The 19,505-nt window shown below is 37.9% G+C and carries 13 protein-coding genes; 9 read left to right on the forward strand and 4 right to left on the reverse strand.

Annotation, left to right across the window (positions count from 1 at the left end):
* Window positions 1-67 precede the first annotated feature (67 nt).
* Together MSBRM_RS07695 and MSBRM_RS07700 are read left to right on the forward strand one after the other, a co-directional pair.
* The gene (locus MSBRM_RS07695) at window positions 68-586 is read left to right on the forward strand and encodes a 4Fe-4S dicluster domain-containing protein (protein WP_048118167.1); all 519 of its coding nucleotides are present in this window, start codon (window positions 68-70) and stop codon (window positions 584-586) included.
* Window positions 583-2,346, forward strand: a complete 1,764-nt coding sequence (locus MSBRM_RS07700) for an aldehyde ferredoxin oxidoreductase family protein (RefSeq protein WP_048155258.1) — start codon at window positions 583-585, stop codon at window positions 2,344-2,346. Before MSBRM_RS07695 ends, MSBRM_RS07700 begins: the two co-directional genes overlap by 4 nt.
* A gap of 138 nt (window positions 2,347-2,484) precedes the next feature.
* On the opposite strand, the gene MSBRM_RS07705 is transcribed toward MSBRM_RS07700, so the two are convergent.
* Complete coding sequence (locus tag MSBRM_RS07705; RefSeq protein ID WP_048118161.1) at window positions 2,485-3,228, reverse strand: class I SAM-dependent methyltransferase; 744 nt, start codon at window positions 3,226-3,228, stop codon at window positions 2,485-2,487.
* Window positions 3,229-4,188: 960 nt separating this feature from the next.
* Between MSBRM_RS07705 and MSBRM_RS07710 the strand changes: the two genes are divergently transcribed.
* From MSBRM_RS07710 to MSBRM_RS07720, 3 genes are all read left to right on the forward strand, one after another.
* The gene (locus tag MSBRM_RS07710; protein ID WP_048155260.1) at window positions 4,189-5,655 is read left to right on the forward strand and encodes a PAS domain-containing sensor histidine kinase; all 1,467 of its coding nucleotides are present in this window, start codon (window positions 4,189-4,191) and stop codon (window positions 5,653-5,655) included.
* A 55-nt stretch (window positions 5,656-5,710) separates the two neighbouring features.
* Complete coding sequence (locus tag MSBRM_RS07715; RefSeq protein WP_048155262.1) at window positions 5,711-6,679, forward strand: hypothetical protein; 969 nt, start codon at window positions 5,711-5,713, stop codon at window positions 6,677-6,679.
* 901 nt (window positions 6,680-7,580) lie between these two features.
* Window positions 7,581-8,879 (forward strand): MFS transporter, encoded by a 1,299-nt coding sequence (locus MSBRM_RS07720; RefSeq protein ID WP_048118153.1) that lies wholly within the window; start codon window positions 7,581-7,583, stop codon window positions 8,877-8,879.
* 276 nt (window positions 8,880-9,155) lie between these two features.
* Here MSBRM_RS07720 and MSBRM_RS20195 read toward each other — a convergent pair whose 3' ends face one another.
* Window positions 9,156-9,299, reverse strand: a complete 144-nt coding sequence (locus MSBRM_RS20195) for a hypothetical protein (RefSeq protein ID WP_155396466.1) — start codon at window positions 9,297-9,299, stop codon at window positions 9,156-9,158.
* 693 nt (window positions 9,300-9,992) lie between these two features.
* Here MSBRM_RS20195 and tes point away from each other — a divergent pair.
* The 4 genes from tes (at window position 9,993) to MSBRM_RS07745 (ending at window position 16,972) form a co-directional block, all read left to right on the forward strand.
* On the forward strand, window positions 9,993-11,456 hold the full coding sequence (gene tes, locus MSBRM_RS07725) for a tetraether lipid synthase Tes (protein WP_048155265.1): 1,464 nt from the start codon (window positions 9,993-9,995) through the stop codon (window positions 11,454-11,456).
* Window positions 11,457-11,858: 402 nt separating this feature from the next.
* Window positions 11,859-12,821 carry a glycoside hydrolase family 130 protein gene (locus MSBRM_RS07730; protein ID WP_048118144.1) on the forward strand — a complete coding sequence of 321 codons (963 nt, stop codon included), beginning with the start codon at window positions 11,859-11,861 and terminating at the stop codon, window positions 12,819-12,821.
* Between the two features lie 536 nt (window positions 12,822-13,357).
* Window positions 13,358-15,757 (forward strand): plasma-membrane proton-efflux P-type ATPase, encoded by a 2,400-nt coding sequence (locus MSBRM_RS07740; protein WP_268989056.1) that lies wholly within the window; start codon window positions 13,358-13,360, stop codon window positions 15,755-15,757.
* Window positions 15,758-16,063: 306 nt separating this feature from the next.
* Window positions 16,064-16,972 (forward strand): mechanosensitive ion channel family protein, encoded by a 909-nt coding sequence (locus MSBRM_RS07745; RefSeq protein WP_230669104.1) that lies wholly within the window; start codon window positions 16,064-16,066, stop codon window positions 16,970-16,972.
* A 191-nt stretch (window positions 16,973-17,163) separates the two neighbouring features.
* Here the strand turns inward: MSBRM_RS07745 and MSBRM_RS07750 are convergent, their stop codons facing one another.
* Window positions 17,164-18,081 (reverse strand): mechanosensitive ion channel family protein, encoded by a 918-nt coding sequence (locus MSBRM_RS07750; RefSeq protein ID WP_048155272.1) that lies wholly within the window; start codon window positions 18,079-18,081, stop codon window positions 17,164-17,166.
* Window positions 18,082-19,131, reverse strand: coding sequence for a hypothetical protein (locus MSBRM_RS07755; protein ID WP_230669106.1), 1,050 nt, complete (start codon window positions 19,129-19,131; stop codon window positions 18,082-18,084).
* Window positions 19,132-19,505 lie beyond the last annotated feature (374 nt).

The following is a 19,505-nucleotide window of genomic DNA, read 5'->3' on the forward strand; positions in this document are numbered from 1 at the left end:
ATGTAGTACCAGATTATATAAGCTGGGGATGTATACTTTCTAAATACAGGAATCTGAGGGGGAAATAATGGCAAAAAGGTTAAAGGTTGCAAATCCGGCCCGCTGCATAGGCTGCTACTCCTGTATGATGGCCTGCGCAAGAACCTGGTATGATACTATATCTTTGAAAAACAGCCGAATTGATATACAGACCCGCGGAGGGATCGAAACTCCTTATTCTCAAATCGTCTGCCATGCCTGCATAGACCCTCCTTGCATGAGGGCATGCCCGCTGGGCGCGCTTACCAAAAGGAAAGGGGGAGGAGTGAATCTCAATAAAGAGATCTGCGATGGCTGCGGAAACTGTATAGAAGCCTGCCTGGTGGGAGCTATCCATCTGGACGCGGAGAAAAAAGCCGTAATCTGCAAACACTGTGGTGTCTGCTCGAAGTTCTGTCCCCATGATGTGCTGGAAATGATTGAAGTCGAAGATAGCGGAGAAGTAAAGCTTACTGACACGGGCCCTGCTCCGGATACAAGTCCGGGTAGTCCTACTGCATCCCATAAAGACCTTTACGGAGGAGAAGAACCCGGGGAGGAAAAATGACAACCGAGCAATACGCTATTGAAGGGCTTAAGAATATACTCTATATTGACCTGAATAGCCATAGCTATCATGTTAAGGAAAGGCGCGACCTCTATGAGAAATATCTGGGTGGTGTGGGAGTTGCCACAAACCTCATGCTCGAAGAGTCTAGAGAAGGCACAGGGCCTCTTGATCCGGAGATGCCAATAATCCTCAGCACAGGGCCACTCTCGGGAGTATATCCTACCTGCACCAAGACAGTTGCACTGTTCCGTTCCCCTCTCAACGGAGAATTGGGAGAATCCTATGCAGGTGGCCATCTTGCTATGTCCATGCGCTATTCAGGGTACGAAACAATTGTTATCAACGGGGCTTCCCGATACCCTGTGTATGTAGCAATCCACGACGACAAAGTTACCTTCAGGGACGCATCTTCCATATGGCATCTCTCTTCAGCAATTGATGTGGGAAAAATCCTGCGCGAAATAGAACCCGGTGCAGGCAGGCGCAGTATTATCAGAATTGGGCCTGCAGGAGAACGGGGGATCACATATGCCGATGTCAATGTTGATACCTACCGCCATTTCGGACGCCTTGGGCTTGGAACGGTCTTCGGGGCAAAGAAACTTAAAGCTATGCTTATTTCCGGAAACAGGGAGTTGAAAAGCCCTGAGCACAATGCCTACCGAAAGACTGTCAGTATGCTCTATGACACAATTGTGAAAACCGGGCTTACTGAGAAGTACCATAACCTGGGCACAAGCGAAAACATTCTGGTTTTAAACGAACTTAAAGGCCTGCCTACTCGAAACCTGCAGGCAGCTTCTTTCGAAGGAGCTGAAACGATTTCAGGAGAGCTTTTTGCCGAAAAATATCTTCTCAGGCGGGTCTCCTGTGCAGGCTGCCCAATCGGGTGTATTCATGTAGCCATGCTAAAACGAGCCTTCTCAAAAGCCCATGAATATGAAGCATTGAATATTTCTTATGATTTTGAATTGATCTATGCTCTGGGATCGAACCTTGGCGTAGCTGATCCTGAAGCTGTACTAGAGCTTATTGATGCCTGTGAAAAAGCAGGGGTTGATATAATCAGCATGGGCGTTGTACTTGCCTGGGCAACAGAGATGCAGCAGCGCGGGAAGATTTCCGCTAACGATTCTCTGGGGCTTAAACTTTCCTGGGGAGATAAAGCTGCATATCTGAGGGCAATAGACCTTGTAGTTCAGGCTCCAAACGAATTTTACTCAGACCTTGGAAAAGGGGTGGAATATGCCTCAAAAAAATACGGAGGAGAGGACTTCGCAATTCGACTTGGAGGACTGGAAATTCCGGGATATCACACAGGACTTGGAAACGTGCTTGGACTCACTGTGGGCGCCAGGCATTCCCATCTTGACAGCGCAGGTTATTCTGCAGATCAGAAAGCATTTAATCAGCCAATTTCAGATGAGCAGATTGTTGATTATATAATTGATGAAGAAGACCGGCGCAATGTCCTGAACTGCATGGTTTCCTGCCTTTTTGCCAGAAACGTCTACACATACGAAAACGTAATTCAGGCCCTTAAGGCTCTGGGAATCGAAAGAACCGACGAGGAATTAAAATCACTGGGAAAGGACATTTTCAGGAAAAAGTATGCATTAAAAAAGAACTTTGGCTTCAGGTTCGAAGACCTTAGAATCCCAAAAAGATTTTTTGAAACTCCCTCTACCACAGGGATACTCGAAGAAGAAAGAGTTAAAAGATCGATTGAACTTTATAGAAAGAAAAGGGGATTATGATCTATGATGGAGTAGAATATAAAAGATAGAGCAGGCCCTCTTACTTCACAAGTCCTTGGGATTATAAAGACCACTTTTTTATAAAGACCACTTTTTTATAAAGACCACTTTTTTATAAAGACCACTTTTTTATAAAGATCATTTTTTCACAGCTTTTATGAAGTAGATGGGAGAAGCATAGTCGAGCTTATCCGGTAAGTTCACTTTTTTCCTGGAACGGCATAGGTAATCCGTACGCTCAATATTAATATTCTCAAAACCTGCATCATTAAAGAACCTGAACACCTGGTCAGGTTTTAAACTATAAAGAGGAAGATCGTTTTTTATCGGGTTATAGTGTTGATTAAAGAGGTTATGAAAGTTTCTTTCCTTTATAGAACGTATCCCATCTGATATGGCACGGATCGACTTCAGGAATATACCCGAATTAAACCAGTCACCATCGATGGCAATGATCATACCGTCTTTTTTTAACACTCGTTTCCATTCAGACAGAGCTTTTTGTGGATCTGGGAGTGTCCACAGGAGAAACTTGCTGGATACCACATCAAATTGCATGTCTGGAAACTGCAGATCCTCGGCATCCCCATGGATGAAATTTATGTCAAGAGATTTCTTCAAGGCGTTTTTTCTGGCTTTGTCAAGCATCCTGGTTGACAGGTCAACAGCAGTCACATGATGGTCCATCTCTGCAAACATCAGGGCAAGTTGACCTGGCCCTGTACCGACATCGAGTATTTCAAGATGTTCTCTTCTATCCACTGTTGATGAAAGCATGTTTTTCCAGGTAGCCCATTCCTCCTCGGATTGTTCCACAATTTCAGTACTATAGGTCTCACTGCGATAATCCCAGTAGTTTCGTATCACTTCTTTAGTTTCCATGTGTTCACTCCACAAAGATGAGTTATGGAACTGATTTTATGAATGATAAATAAATGGCGATTTAGGGAATAAAGATTTTATTGATTGTAACACTATATTGAATAAAAATATATAATATTATCGTTTTTTAACACAAGTGCTAGTTGGCATAATAAGTATTGGAAGACAGGATAGAAAAGAAAAAAAAGCCCAGCTGTATAATGTAAAGTTTCAGGAAAGTTGTATAAGGTAGTGCCTCGAATTTGCTGTAACTTCGAAGTCCAGTTTTTGCTTACTATGAAGAAAATTGATCTTACGATATGGAATTTTCTACCCAATAAATTTTTGAGATTTATGGTTTTTCTGAAAAATTGGCACATTGTCCTTTTTAAGGGTAAGAATAAAAATTAGGTCATGTTTCATTGAAATTTAGAAACTTCCATAAAATATGGAACCAAACAAGAAAAAATTAAAATGACTCGTTATTCAGTTACCACAAATAGATATCAAAAGCCTTAATTTAGAGAGTTTAGCATTTACAATATATTTCAGTTGGTTTTGTAAACTGATGCCAACTGCTGTCATAATTAATATTGTTATGAATCCTTTATGAGAGACATATCAGTATGGCCAAAATCGGTGTTGTTAACTCATTTTAGGGTACCTGAATAGTTACAAAATATTTGTAGTTAGGACTCAAACAGATTAAAAATATTGTATTGGAATTTAGCGAAAACAATAATGAAAATATGAGATTAATTTAAAATTATTTAATATTAAACTAAACTATCAAAAAATTATATATTTTTAAAATAATTATTTTTATTTAATATTTATTTTTTAAAGGTACTAATTATTGATATAGAACGTAAATTTTTTATGATATTAAGTTAATTTAATAATAAAGTTTAATCTCAAATATGGGAACTACTTCTTTGTACTGTGGAGTTGTAAACTATTATGCACAGTTGGAGAGATATCATGGAGGGAGATTTCTACAAAGAAAACATAGAGAAAATTGAAAAAAGATTCTTTTCCATAGCTGAGATGACGGGGCAATTAATATTTGACGGTGATGTACAGACAGGAAAGATTGAGTGGTCAGGACCTATTGAAGAGTTCACAGGTTATACTCAAGAAGAGTTCAACAAAATTGATTTTGTCGCCTGTAAAGAATTGATACATCCAGAAGACAGAGAAAGAGTTTGGTGTTCTCTTGAGAATTCTTTAAATACAGGGGAAAAATTTGAGCAAAAATTCAGGTTTCGGAAAAAAGATGGAAACTATATTTACGTAGAGGATAGTTCGGTTTTTCTCAAAGGCAAGAATGACTGTGTATATAGAGGAATAGGTTTGCTTAAAAATATCACAGAAAATAAGTATGCACAGGAAAAGCTCAAGGTAAGCGAAGAACACATTCTAAAATACCTACAGAACTTTAGAGGTATTGGATTTGAGTTAGACAATAATTTCAATCTCATGCTTCTTCATGGAGCCGTAGAGGAAATTACAGGCCATAGAAATGAAGAATTTCTATCAGGAAAAATCAAATTGGTTCAGCTAGTATATCCTGAAGATCAAATTAATTTCCTTGAGAATCGAAAGAAACTGAACATTACACCTAACTCTTTAACTGAACAAGAATATCGAATTCTGAACAGAAATGGGAATATAGTTTGGGTCTTTGAGTCTATCCATGTTGTGCACGATATAAATAAGGCAAACCAGTTTTACCAGGGGTTCATCCAAGATGTGACTGAACAAAAAATTGCAAAGGAAGCTATTGACAAAGCCGAAAAACTTCGTAAAAAAGAAATTCACCATCGAATCAAAAATAACCTGCAGGTAATATCCAGCCTCTTAGAATTAGAGTGCGAAAATTTGCTGTCCGGTGACCTAGAACGTGAAAAAGTTATTGAAGCATTTCGAGAAAGCAATAATCGAATCATATCCATGTCTATAATCCATGAAGAACTGTATAATTCCAAAGATATGGAAACAATCAATTTTGCTTCATACTTGAAAGAATTAACAGATGATCTTTTCAAGTCGTATAAAGTTGGAAGTTCTGATATCCAATTGCTTTTAGATGTGGACGATATATTTTTTGAAATGGATAATGCAATCCCTTTAGGGATCATTATCAATGAACTCGTTTCTAATTCATTAAAGTATTCATTTCAAGAAGGAAGAAGCGGGAAAATTCAAATTAAACTTCACAGAGACGTTAATGATAAAAAGAAAAGTTTGGTCACTCCAAACCGAAATTTTATGTTAATTGTTGAAGACAATGGCATTGGTTTTCCGGATTCAATTGACTTCAGAAACACTAGTTCACTGGGCTTACAGTTGGTAAATACTCTTGTTGATCAAATCAATGGCGACATCGAACTTATAAAAGATTCAGGAACAAAATATAATATACGATTTACAGATTCTTGTACATAGATACGAGTGATATTTCAATTGAATCAATTTATCAAAGTTGGTGGTAATTGTGATAATGTCCAAGTATGATACATTGTGGGAAAATTACTACTCGAGCTACAAGAAAGTTGCAAGCCCTCACAGAAAGCCAAATCTTTTTAAATGGCTTTATGATAGTTACATATTTCTACATCTTTCTTGCGTTGATTCTTCTAGTGTCTACAAACTTGCCGACTTCAAAGCATGTCTAGCTCTAGTGGATACAGCCGTTGATGATTCTTGTGATAATGCATCTTTTATAGAAGAGAATGGGGGAGACAAATTCAGTTATGAAATGCTGAGTATTCTTTATAGTGCGGATAAAATTGTATCTGGAACTTACAAGCCATCACAACTTAACGAAGAAAATCTTTATACAAAAATTACATTTGATATTTTTTCTGATTTTCTTATGAATCATCTAATATCCCTTCCAAGATACTATGATTTTAAAAGTGAGTTATTCCTATCAATAAAAAACGTAGCCGGGTCAATGGAGTTTTCTTATCTTTTGAACAAAAATAAGATTGCATATCCTTATTCTCTTGTTGTTCAAAATAAGGGTCCTTCCACAATGGTTGCGGTTCTCTCCATACTTGATCTGATGTCCTCTGAAAGTTTTGATGCTTCAGAGCTTGGAAAAGCAATAGCTCTATTTAATATGGCCGACGTTGTAGCAATGCTAAATAATGCAGTCAATACATGGAAAAAAGAAATAGTTGAAAGAGATTACAGTAGTCCAGTAATTTCACTAGCTCTTGAGAAAAAGCTTATTAAATTCAGTGATTTCGAAAATCTTAGCACAGAAAAAATAGAAGAAAAGCTGTTACCAGTATCTTTAATGGTAAATGAAGATCTTAACAGAAAGTTATTGTTAATGGAGGAGTTTGCTGAGACTTATGAAATAAAAAGCTTTGATACTTCTAGATATATCAACAATTATAGAATTTACGCATTTGAAAGTCAAAAAAAGAATAAAGAGGTCTGCCAAAAGCATGCAGCTTGATTATTTGAAATAGCTTATTATTATTATTATTATTATTATTATTATTATTATTATTATTACTCTGTGACCTTTTTTGCTCGGGATTTTGTCGTCGTAATTGGGACTGCTGAAAATGATGAATAAGTCTAAAACGTATTCCCAAAGAGTACGGAATCAAAGTCCTAGTCTTTCCTAACCTCGGTTTTCATATGTGAGTATTTTCTTTATTAAATTATTTTCTTTATTTACCTAAATCTTTCCTGACAGTGCTTTCTTGTTATCTCTAGGCACATGATAATTTCGAAAGTTTTATAATGGTTGTATTTTATGTATACTTTCAACATAATAATTAATAAATAATTAATAATTAATCCTATTAAACTGTATTTTATACCATAAAATTCTTCTTAAAAGTAAAAATAACGAAAAATATGTGCATGTGGAAATGGTAATAAGAATAAGTGTAAGAATGTTACTTTACCTGAGAATTAATTTCTGAATGGATTTATAATGTAGCTGTGCTAGCACTCAGATAGAAATTTGAGCATTGCAGAATACGTTGTCTATACTCAACTTGTCTATTCCATACGATTTCAAGAGTATTCCTCTGAAAAAAGGATGATTTTAAGTTAGAATTTCCCACAATTTTTAATTTGTATGTGAATTTCCCTACTGAAAATGGTTTGTTTAAGGCAGTAAACGGCGTAGATCTTTCTATTGCTGAAAACGAAACATGCTTACGGTCCTTGCGTTCAACTACCTTGGGGACGAATTAAAGGACCTGCTTGACCCAAGAGATATGAAAGACATCGACTGAAGCTTAACCTTCGAAATAAGAGGGACATCGACTGAAGCTTAACCTTCGAAAAAAGAAGGACATCGACTGAAACTGTATATTTGATATTTCTTCAGAGCAACTACCATGAAAAAATACTCATCATTTAACAGCAAGTTTATTTTAAATGCAACCATCAGTGCGGTCGCCGGATACAGGGCAAAATTAAATTGTTTCAGTCGAAATGCGTGCCTGTTCTTAGGATATATTTTCCTCATCTCTTTGAGCCTGGGAATTTACGAAGTAATCTTCAATCTGTACATCTTAAGGCTCGGGTTCAGGGAGGATTTCCTGGGACTCATGCTCTCACTGGTTTCCATATCCACTGGCCTGTTTGCAATCCCTGCGGCCATGTTCTGCGATAGGGCAGGCAGAAAGAACACATTGTTATTGTCCTGCCTTCTTCTCCTGTTTTCCTTTGCAGTCCTGTATACCACTACCTCAACATTCCTGCTGGTTTTTTTCAGCATTCTCTATGGGGTATCCTCATCACTTAAAATAGTTACAGCATCTACGTTCATGGTTGAAAACTCAACGAGTTATGAAAGGATGCATCTATTTTCGATGTACTACCTGTTATACACTATAGGTGTCATGATAGGAAACTTTGCGGGTGGCATTCTACCGCAGACCTTTACCAGCTCACTCAAGATTGACCCCACAGGCCCAACGGCTTATCAGCTCTCACTATATGCATCTTTAGCTGCTGTGTTAATTTCCCTGCTACCTCTGATATTCATAAAAAACAAAAAAACCATTCTGCCAGGAAAGCCAGCTCTGTTTTCTACCCTTTCTTCTACTTTAAGGTCAAAAACGATCCAAAAATTAGTTCTGGTAAACGGGCTTATAGGTATGGGATGGGGGTTGGCTCTTCCCTATTTTAATGTTTATTTTGACATTGTCCTTAGAGCAAGTTCCAGGCAGATAGGCTTCATCTTTTCTCTTTCTCAAGTGGTCATGATGTTCACTTTATTATTTGTCCCTATACTTACTGAATGGTTAGGGAAAGTAAAGGTTGTAGCCCTGGTTCAGCTCTCTTCAATTCCATTTCTTTTGCTTTTTACATCTACATCCGTACTTACAATAGCTGCTTTCGGATACATCATGAGGTCAGCTATAATGAATATGTCAAATCCTGTATTGAGCAATTTCAATATGGAAGTTGTTAGCGAAGAACAGAGAGCAACTGTGAACAGCCTGATATGGATGAGCTGTTATACATGTGTTGGACTAAGCACCTATGCAGGTGGTTTGATGATGGCTCACAACTACTATAGTCTTCCCTTCCTTCTGACCTGTGTTTTATATGTAATTGCTACTGTACTTTATTATTTGTTCTTTGATAAGATGGAAAAGGAGCAAAAAAACTTAGAGATCTCGGTCTGATTGAAACCGGAGTTAAAATAAAATAGAAAAAAATGCCTGAAAAATGCTAGTTTTTAATTTGAGTATTTGCAAGCTGTAGTGACCCTGACCTTATCGAAGTCAGGAAAGGTTTCTGTAATTGGTGTTCAAAGCTTTACGTAAAATTAGTTAACCGAATATAGGTGAAACTGTAGTATCATTTATTAATCTTCTTTCAAAAGCCGTTTTATTCTTAAGCATTGGGAATTTACTCAAAAATAAGCGGCATCTTTGAGGAAGTCTGATCAACAAAATTAACTACTTTGTTATAATTTCAACAGCTTCTTTTGTTATGATTTTAACAGCCTCTTTTGTTATGATTTCAACAGCCTCTTTTGTTATGATTTCAACAGTTTCATCAAGATTATGCAGGTTCCTACTATGTGAAAATCTATGCCTCATACTTATTATTCCTTATATTTATACCAAGATTGCTTAATCTACTTAGAAAATACTTAGACTTTGGGTCAATTAGAACCAACTGCCTTTTTTGTGTTTCAATCGCAAAGCCTAAAAACTAAGACCTGAGCATGGATATCTTTTAAAAAATTATTTAGAGGCTAGACACTACTCTTTTACATTTCCCGTTATCTGTAACATTTATTCCATGAATTTAAATAATATTAAAGCTTTATTCCATAAATGGGGGAAAGAAAAACCAATTTTTCGAGTGGTGGACGAAAAGAATAGTTTTTCGTAATGGTCGAAAGGAAAGGCTACTTTGACAAAATTACTTTACAAAATGATAGACGAAAAAGCGGCTTAAGAACTGTTTGCAAATTAAAGTATCTCCATTATGTTCCTTTTATGATTCAAAATCTCGTCCTGCAAAGCTTTGAGCTTTAACTCTGGTTAACTTTTATTCGACAAGTCTTAGATTCAGGTTTTACGCAAAAACAAGACGTTTACAGTCATCTCTGAACTGAAATTTATAACAGTTAACTCCGATAACTCGGACAAAACTAAAAATTTTATGCAACTAAAGCTATGGGATAAATTCAAAAAAATCTCCCAAAATCTGAATGTATGATCTAAAAGCTGCATCTTGCTGTCATGTATACTGTCATGTATAGTTACTCGAATTAGGGTGAAAGCATGAGACTAACAAAATCTATTTGCCCAGAATGCAAAAGAGTAATTGAAGCTTCGATCTTCGAGGAAAATGGGAAAATAATAATGGGAAAAAAATGTCCCGATCACGGGAGTTTCAGGGATGTCTACTGGTCAGATGCTGAACTCTACTGGAAGTTCGAAAAGTATTCATATACAGGAACAGGGGTTTCAAACTTCAAGAGTTCCGGTTCTTTAAACTGCCCTTTTGGTTGCGGGATCTGCCAGCATCATGAATCGGGAACTTTACTTGCAAACATAGATGTTACTAATCGATGTAACCTTAAATGCCCTGTCTGTTTTGCAAATGCAAAAGTAAAGGGCTTCGTTTTCGAACCAAGCTTCGAAGAAATCCGAAAGATGATGGAAACACTAAGAAATGAGAAACCTGTGCCCTGCTCTGCCATTCAGTTTTCAGGTGGAGAGCCAACAGTAAGGGATGACCTTCCGGAGATTATTGAACTGGCCCAGGAGCTGGGGTTTGCACATATCCAGCTTGCAAGCAACGGAGTTCGCCTTGCTAATAGTCCTGAATACTGCAAAAGGCTAAAAGATGCAACCTTGCGTACTGTTTATCTAGCTTTTGACGGAATCACTCCAGAGCCTTATTTTGAAACTCGGGGCTTTAACGCTCTGTCTTTGAAGAAAAAAGCTATTGAAAATTGCAGACGTTGCGGGCCTGAAAGTATTGTGCTTGTTCCAACTCTTGCAAAAGGTGTAAATGACTCTCAGATAGGGGGGATCATCCGTTATGCAGCCGAAAATCTTGACATTATAAAAGGAGTGAACTTCCAGCCAATTGCGTTTACAGGAAGAATAGATCAGTCTCAAAGAGAACAGAAGAGAATCACCATACCTGACGTCATAAAGCTTGCGGAAGAACAGACTAATGGAGAGATTCCCTGTAATGCCTGGTACCCGGTATCTTTTGTGGTTCCTCTAAGCCGCTTCCTCTCAGCTATGAGAAAAGTTCCTATTCCGGAGTTGACAGTTCATCCACACTGCGGTGCTGGAACTTACGTTTTCTATGAAGAAGGGCACTTTATCCCAATTACAAATTTTCTTGATGTGGAAGGTTTTGTTGAATTTCTGGCTGAAACAACCTCAGAAATGAATGGAAGAGTTAGCAGAATTCTAACCCTTCCGAAGATCATCAAGCAAGTGCCACGGTACATTGACGAGAAGAAGGGACCAAAGTCGATAAATGTAGTCCAGATGATCCTTGGTGTCCTTAAAAAAGGTGATATGGAAAATACATCACGTTTTCACAGAAATACACTATTCCTCGGAACAATGCATTTTCAGGATTTATACAACATAGATCTTGAAAGAATCAAAAAATGCGGAGTACATTATGCCATACCAGACGGTAGAATAATTCCTTTCTGCGCATATAACAACTTTCATAGAGACTCCGTCGAATCAAAGTTCTCGGCGCCTTATATATAGGAACACGGATCTGAACAAGAATAACAGATTTAGGAAGATTAAAATACATTTAAAAATATGAAAAAAACTCAGGAGTTTTAGGTAATGGAATGATTGTTACTGAGATTACTGAATGAACTACATCTCTCACCTGCCACTTTCCGTTTTTTGCTGGAAATTGGCGAGGAGTGGATTTTCCAGCTTTCTTTGATAAAAAACTGCTTCTTTTACCTCTCTAATGCTTATTCTAAAACTTAGAGCTTATCCTAAGTCGTTAAGAGTGTGTTTTAATTTAGAATTGGTTTATAATATCTAGCATCATCATATATCTAGCACTATTCAAATTGTGTATGTGCCAATTGTAATCTGCAATTCGTCATACATTTTAGGATCGGCTCTAAATCAGGAGGAGTGGGGAATAATATGATCTGGAAAGATGAAGGAGAATTATTTGTAAGATGTAAGAAGAATCCGATACTTACAGTTGATTATTGGCCTTATAAGGTCAGCTCGGTATTTAACCCTGCAGCGGTTATGGTCGACAATACAACTATACTACTGGTACGGGTTGAAGACCATAGAGGTTTTTCCCATCTTACGGTAGCTAGAAGCAAGAATGGAATTGACGGTTGGGAAATTGATCCCAAACCAACCTTTTCCTCGGATCCAACATACTATTCTGAAGAGATATATGGTATTGAAGATCCACGTATAACTTACATTGATGAAATAGGAAAATGGGCTATAGCTTATACGGCTTTTTCGGACTCGGGTCCATTAACGTCTCTTGCCTATACCGAAAATTTCACTAATTTTCAGAGAGTAGGGCCTATCATGCCGCCTGAAAATAAAGATGCTGCTATTTTTCCTACAAGACTTAACGGCAAATGGGCAATGTTACACAGGCCTCTATCTAACATTGCAGGTGCAAAGGCAAATATCTGGATATCTTTTTCGCCTGATATGAAATACTGGGGAGAGCATAAGGTTCTTTTGTACGCTCGAGAAGGAGGGTGGTGGGATGCCCGTAAAATTGGATTAGCCCCTCCGCCAATGAAAACATCTGATGGATGGTTAATTATGTACTATGGGGTACGTCAGACAACATCTAAAAAGAGCTATCGGCTCGGACTTGCTCTTCTTGACCTTGAAGATCCCACAAAAGTACTCCATAGGTCAGAAGGCTGGGTTTTCGGGCCTCGTGAAATGTATGAGCGGACTGGAGACGTTAATGATGTTGTTTTCCCGTGTGGATGGATCCTTGTGGGCGATGAACTCCGCATTTATTATGGAAGTGCAGATATGTCTGTAGCAATGGCCAGTGCAAAAATGAGCGATATTATGCAGTATATCCGTGAATGTCCTGGGACACAATGCTTTGAATAATACTGCAGATAACTTGAAAAATATTGCAAACAACTTAAATAAATATTGTACACAGCTTGAAAATTAGTGTAAATTACTTGAATAAATAGTGTAAACAACTTGAAAAATATTGTACATAGTTTGAAAAATATTACAAACAGCTTTATAATAAACAGCTTGAAAAAACAGAATACAGAGACAACTCTATTTTTTTCATTAGCATTAGCTTGCTGCATGTAAAATCCATATATCATTTGGAGATACTGGGCTCAATGCCAAAAATTGCCAGTATAGATGAAATCCAGAGTTTCCGGGTCAATAATAAATTATAAATTATGTCATATATTTTTATTTTTTCTGCTTCTATGTTATAAATGAGAATTTTATCGGGTTTATGATACAGATTTACAACTGCGAAAAATGACAGGTTCAGAAGAAGAGGTCCAAAAGAAGAGCTCAATAGGAAAAATAAGCCTGGATTTTAGGCATTTTATATTGGGAAAACACGGATTGGGGGTTTATTTATAGGGGATAATGTAAAGCTCAAAATCGATGAAATAAAGGATTCGCCTGCAGATGAAGTCCTGAAAAACCTTAATTCAAGTAATAGGGGACTTTCTTCATCGAAAGCTGAAAACCGGATTAAGCAGTATGGTTATAATGAAATTTCCGAAAAGAAGGTCAACCCACTTATAAAATTTTTAAGTTATTTCTGGGGTCCAATTCCCTGGATGATCGAAGTGGCAGCTGCAATTTCAGGTGTTATCCATCGATGGGAAGACTTTGTGATCATCTCCTTACTCCTCATCTTAAACGGGGTCGTGGGGTTCTGGCAGGAACATAAAGCTGACAATGCGATTGACCTCCTTAAACAGAAAATGGCTCTGAATGCCAGAGTACTCAGAGACGGACAATGGACCCAAAAACCTGCACGGGAATTGGTCCCAGGAGACGTTGTCCGTGTACGTTCAGGGGATGTTGTGCCTGCTGACCTTAAACTCCTTGAAGGGGAATATCTGCAGGTAGATGAATCAGCCCTTACGGGAGAATCCCTGCCTGTAGAGAAAAAATCTGATGGAATTGCCTATTCAGGGTCCGTGATCCAGAAAGGGGAAATGAATGCTCTGGTTGTGGCTACGGGCATGAATACCTATTTTGGAGCAACAACAAAACTGGTGGCCGAGATTCGGACCAGGAGCCACTTTCAAAAAGCTGTCCTCAATATCGGAAACTACCTGATTGTTCTTGCAGGCTGTATTGTTGCAATTGTTTTAGTTGTAGAAGAGCTTTTCAGGCATACTCCTTTTCTGGAAACTCTACAGTTTGCGCTTGTGCTGATAGTCGCTGCAATTCCTGCAGCTCTTCCAGCAGTGATGTCCGTTTCAATGGCTGTAGGAGCTACTGAACTTGCAAAAAAAGGAGCTATAGTCAGCAAACTGGTCTCCATAGAAGAAATGGCAGGAATGGACATTCTATGTTCGGATAAAACCGGTACAATTACCCAGAATAAGCTAAAATTATCCGAGTTAGTGCCCTTTGGAGACTTCAACGAAAACGACCTTCTGATATATGGATCTCTTGCTTCAAGAGAAGAGGACAATGACCCAATTGATAATGCAATCCTCCAGAAAGCGAAAGAAACGGAATCCCTTGAAGACAAAATAAAAACTTATAAAGTCGAGAAATTCACGCCATTTGACCCTGTTATAAAGCACACTGAGGCTACGGTTAAAGGACCCGAAGGAGAGTTTAAAATTGCCAAAGGCGCACCCCAGGTTATTCTGGGCATGTCAAGCAATAAAGAAGAAATAAGGCAGAAGGTAGAAGAAAAAGTAAATTCTATGGCTTCGAAAGGATATCGTGCCCTGGGAGTGTGTGTAGAAGAAGAAAGAAAATACAGGTTTGCAGGACTTTTTGGACTTTATGACCCACCGCACGAAGATTCCGCTGAGACCATAAAGACGGCAAACTCCCTTAACGTAGACGTGAAAATGGTAACAGGAGACCACCTTTCCATTGCTAAGGAGATAGCAAGCCAGGTAGGCCTGGGCACGAACATAGTTACAGCTGATGATTTTGTAGAAAAATCTGATTCTGAAGCCCAGGAAATTGTAGAGAAGGCAGATGGGTTTGCCCAGGTTTTTCCCGAACACAAATACAAGATCGTTGAACTCCTTCAGAAAAAAGAACATATTGTTGGCATGACAGGTGATGGAGTCAACGATGTCCCTGCCCTTAAAATGGCTGATGCTGGAATTGCTGTTGCAGGAGCTACAGATGCTGCAAAATCCGCTGCAGACATAGTGTTTACAATTTCAGGGCTCTCGACCATTATTAATGCGATAAAAGAAAGCCGCAAGATATTCCAGAGGATGAAGAGCTACGCCATCTACAGAATAGCTGAGACTGTAAGGGTGCTATTTTTTATTGCTACTGCAATAATTGTGTTTAATTTTTATCCTGTAACCGCTATAATGATTGTTTTGCTTGCTATTCTCAATGATGCTCCTATAATGGCTATTGCATATGATAACGTGAGATATTCCCAAGTTCCAGAAGAATGGAACATGCGTGAAGTCGTAAGGATGTCTACCTTTCTGGGAATTATAGGTGTTATTGTTTCATTCGCCATATACTATATTGGAGCCAGGATTCTTTACCTCAGTCCAGGTGTACTGCAGTCTTTTATTTTTCTGAAGCTTGCAGTAGCCGGGCATCTGACCATATTTATTGCCCGCAACAGGGGACATTTCTGGTCACCTCCTCCGGGAAAACTTCTTTTTTGGGCTGCAGTGGTTACAAAAGTGCTGGCAACACTCGTTGCAGTGTATGGATTTTATATATCTCCAATTGGATGGAAACTGGCAGGTTTTATCTGGATCTACGCACTGGCAGCTTTTGTTATAACTGATTTTATGAAAGTGAAGCTTTATGAGATAATGGACCGTAGAGAGTGATTTTTAAAAGATAAAGCGAAATAAGTAAAATATATGCGTCTTCGGATAAGAGCCTATCCAAAAAGTTAGTAACGCGTGTTGAAATATCACAATAGAGCTATAATATCCGGTATCCGTTCCGGTTTTACATATTGCCTATTGTTAAAGTTACAGCAGGTAACCATTTTGGATAAACTCTTAGTCCAAAACTAACATTGACCGAATCAAGCATCAAAGAATCTCGGTTACTGACTGCAGCCATATTTATATATAAAAGGTATTATATTTATCTGCATGAGGGTTATCAGGAGACTGAATATTGTTATTTTGCTCATTTTGATCCTTTTTATCGCATATATCCGATACCTGACTAACTTCTACATCTTCGAGGATCGGGCTCTCCTGGATGCTCTTCTTATCTCTTTAGTTGTAATTTTTCTGGCCTATATAATAAATTCCGTTACCGGAAATCTTATTCTTAGAAAAGTATCGACTGCCAAAGACAGATACACTCTGAGGAAAACTGCATCTATCCTTATCACAGCACTTGCTTTTGCCGCACTTTTTGCAATCTGGTTCAAGCGAACCAGCACCCTGCTTATTGCCTATGGGATTCTCAGTGCCGGAGTCGCAATTGCACTTCAAGACCTTTTGCGAAACATAGCAGGAGGAATTCTCCTCATTTTGTATCACCCTTTTAAAGCAGGAGATCGGATTCAAGTTGAAGACAACGTAGGCGATGTGCTTGACATAGGGAGTATAAACACTACAATAATGGAAATCAGGGAATGGGTGGATGCAGATCAATATACTGGCAGAATTCTCCATATTCCTAACAGCTTTGCCCTCAATAAGACGATAAAAAACTATACCAGGGATTATTCCTTTATCTGGGATGAAGCTCGGTTTCTACTTATTTATGGGAGCAACTGGAAAAAAGCTGAGGGGATTGTACTCAATGTTGCAGGTTCAATTTTAGGAGAGTTCGAAAACCTGGCACAGAAAGAACTCCGGCGAATGGGGCAAAAATATTTTATTACTACCTATGATGTACAGACAAAGCTCTATATGAAAATGGAGGAAAATTGGATAGAAATGCGGTTGAGATATGTAGTCGCCCCCAGGAAAAGGAGAGAAATCAGCCACCTTTTGGTCTCAAATATTCTTGAAGCCCTTGAAAAAGAAAAAGACATAATGGTTGGAACTGCGACAAGTATCGACCTTATGGATCGATGATTCTCTGGATGTAGCGATTTCTCTGGATGTAGCGATTTCTCTGGATATAGCGATTTAGCCTGAACAAAACAAAAGCAGTGGGCATCATCATTTATGAATTCTCTGGATGTAATGATTCAGCCTGAACAAAACAAAAGCAATAGCCATCGTCATAAGACTCAATGAAAAAACTTTTGTGAATTTACTCTCTTTTATCTGGAATCTTTAAGATCTCCTGCATTTGGTCCCAAATTTGACCCCAGATTTCTCCGAGTTGTAGCTTCTGATTCATACTTTTCTTCTATTGAAGGAATATTCAAAATATGGAGCTGAGGAGCCCTGATCCCATTCTTCTGGAATTCAACCCAGGCTCTTGTGTGAACATCGGATTCAAACTTGAACTGGTCTCTAAGGTCATTGACATAAGCTTTGGCCCTTAACCTCGTGTAGAATGGAAGGGCTTTATGCAGCAGAACAACAGGTCTTTCTCTGGAGATATAAACATATTTAGAGCTCACAACTGCTTCCCATAAAATTTTCATTGCAGTTTCTACATGTGACTCTCCTGCAATATACAGGTCTATTACAACCATCATTTCCGAGACCCCATAATTTGCACTGGCAACGGTTTCTTTGAAAATCAGGCTGTTTGGAGCTGTAACAACATTAGCATCAGGTGTGATCAGTTTCGTTGCTCTTAGACCTATATCAGTGACTTCGCCAAAATAATTCCCAATTGAAATTTTATCCCCTATCTGGTAAGGTTTTTCAAATGTAATTACCAGCCCTCCGACAATATCTGAAAAAAGGTCTTTAAGCCCAAATCCAATGGCTGCGCCCAGAAGTCCAGCCAGGAGAAAGATTTCCGGTCCGAAAATTTTGAATATCTCTCTAAAGATGAAATAAAAAGCTATGAGGTAGATTACAAATTTTATAATCGGGATAATTACTTCTACTTTTATTCTGCCAGTATGGCTCAATTTTTCTGAAAGTTTTAATAAGAGACTGGTAATGACCCTGCCAAGAACATATGCAATTAAAAAAATGAGAGCCATAGTTATGAGGGTTTGCGTATCTATCGACCTGAAAGTTTCTAAAAGTTGCTCTCTGCTTGTGTCCCCGTCTACCATTTACCACACCAGCCTCAGTTTTTCCATGTATGTAGTAATGCTGCTCAGGGCTTCAGGCCTGACACGATAGGAGTCGTTTTCATCTTTTAAAATAAGTTCCTGGCTTAAAAGCTGGTAGAGAATTCTGTCTACGCTCATCATAGAGCCCATTATTTCGGTGATTTCAGATTTTTTAAGGCTTTGGTAAGAAAGAATAAGGTTCAAAGTAAAAGCCTCTTCATATTCAAGGTCTACTTCATACGAAAATATGCCTATATTTTTAGGCTTTATCCGAGGGTAGTCAAGTCCAAGATCCCAGATCCTTAAAGCAATTCCGGGATTACCATTCGATTCCAGATAAAGTTTTTCAAATACCTGATCCTCAGCAGCTTCGATTTTTTGTTTTTTCAGAAAGCGATTCCTGAGATAGGAGATATTTATTTTAGGGGCAGAAATAAAAATTTTTTTACCTAATGAAGCTAGCTCTACAGGATATTTTATTATATAGAAAAAGGGTTTTTCTTCGGATTCTTCATCTTTAGCAAATTTTATTTCATCTTTTTCATATTTTTTGAGAATAAAAAGTCTGATATTTTCCTTTTCAAAAGCAGGAATGAAGATCTGTACCGGAAAGTATTTTCCAAGCCCGAAAGCTTCATTTAGGTATTTCCATGAATAAATGTTCCAGGTAGTGACAAATATCCTGTTCTGAGAGCTAATCATATCCAAAAACTCATAAAAGATGTCAAAACCGCCTGGTTTTCTCATATACAGAAAATGACAGTTATCAAGAATTACAATTTTTTTTGCGTCGTCCGGGAGGGAAATTTCATTTTTGTTCTTGACAATTTTAGAAAAAGTGATTTTTGCTGCCCTGTTTAAATTTATTCTCTCTATTTCACTGCTCAGGGTAGTTTTTCCTTTAAGAGGTTCGGCTACAATGGCTATATTCAGCTTTTTTCCCATCTCAAAATCAGCAATTGTTGACTGGATTTTCTCGATTTCCTCCTTCAATCCAAGAACTTCCACAAAGTCTTTTTCCCCGGAACTGCTATGCTGAATACCCACCATATTCCCCATATTATATTTTGCTTATTGCACTTAATGATGTGTCTCTTCGCTGTTTCATATGGGTCGAAAATAATTATATCCTTAGTTCTGCACTTTTTGGGTACATAGCCTTCTATTGATATTGAATTGTGTTCTTAAGTTCAAGCTCACGAGTCCATATTTCTAATCTCGAAACCGTGATCTTCCGACATAACATATTTGGAATTTTATGCTTTTAAGCACAATCAACAGATTAGTTATGAGTTTTCTCTGTTCTTATCACGTTCTGCATTTTTTCCTATTTTATATTTCATATTTCATTTTTTCATATTTCATTTTTTCATATTTCATTTTTTCATATTTCATTTTTTCATATTTCATTTTTTCATATTTCA

Source organism: Methanosarcina barkeri MS, assembly GCF_000970025.1.
GTDB lineage: Archaea > Halobacteriota > Methanosarcinia > Methanosarcinales > Methanosarcinaceae > Methanosarcina > Methanosarcina barkeri.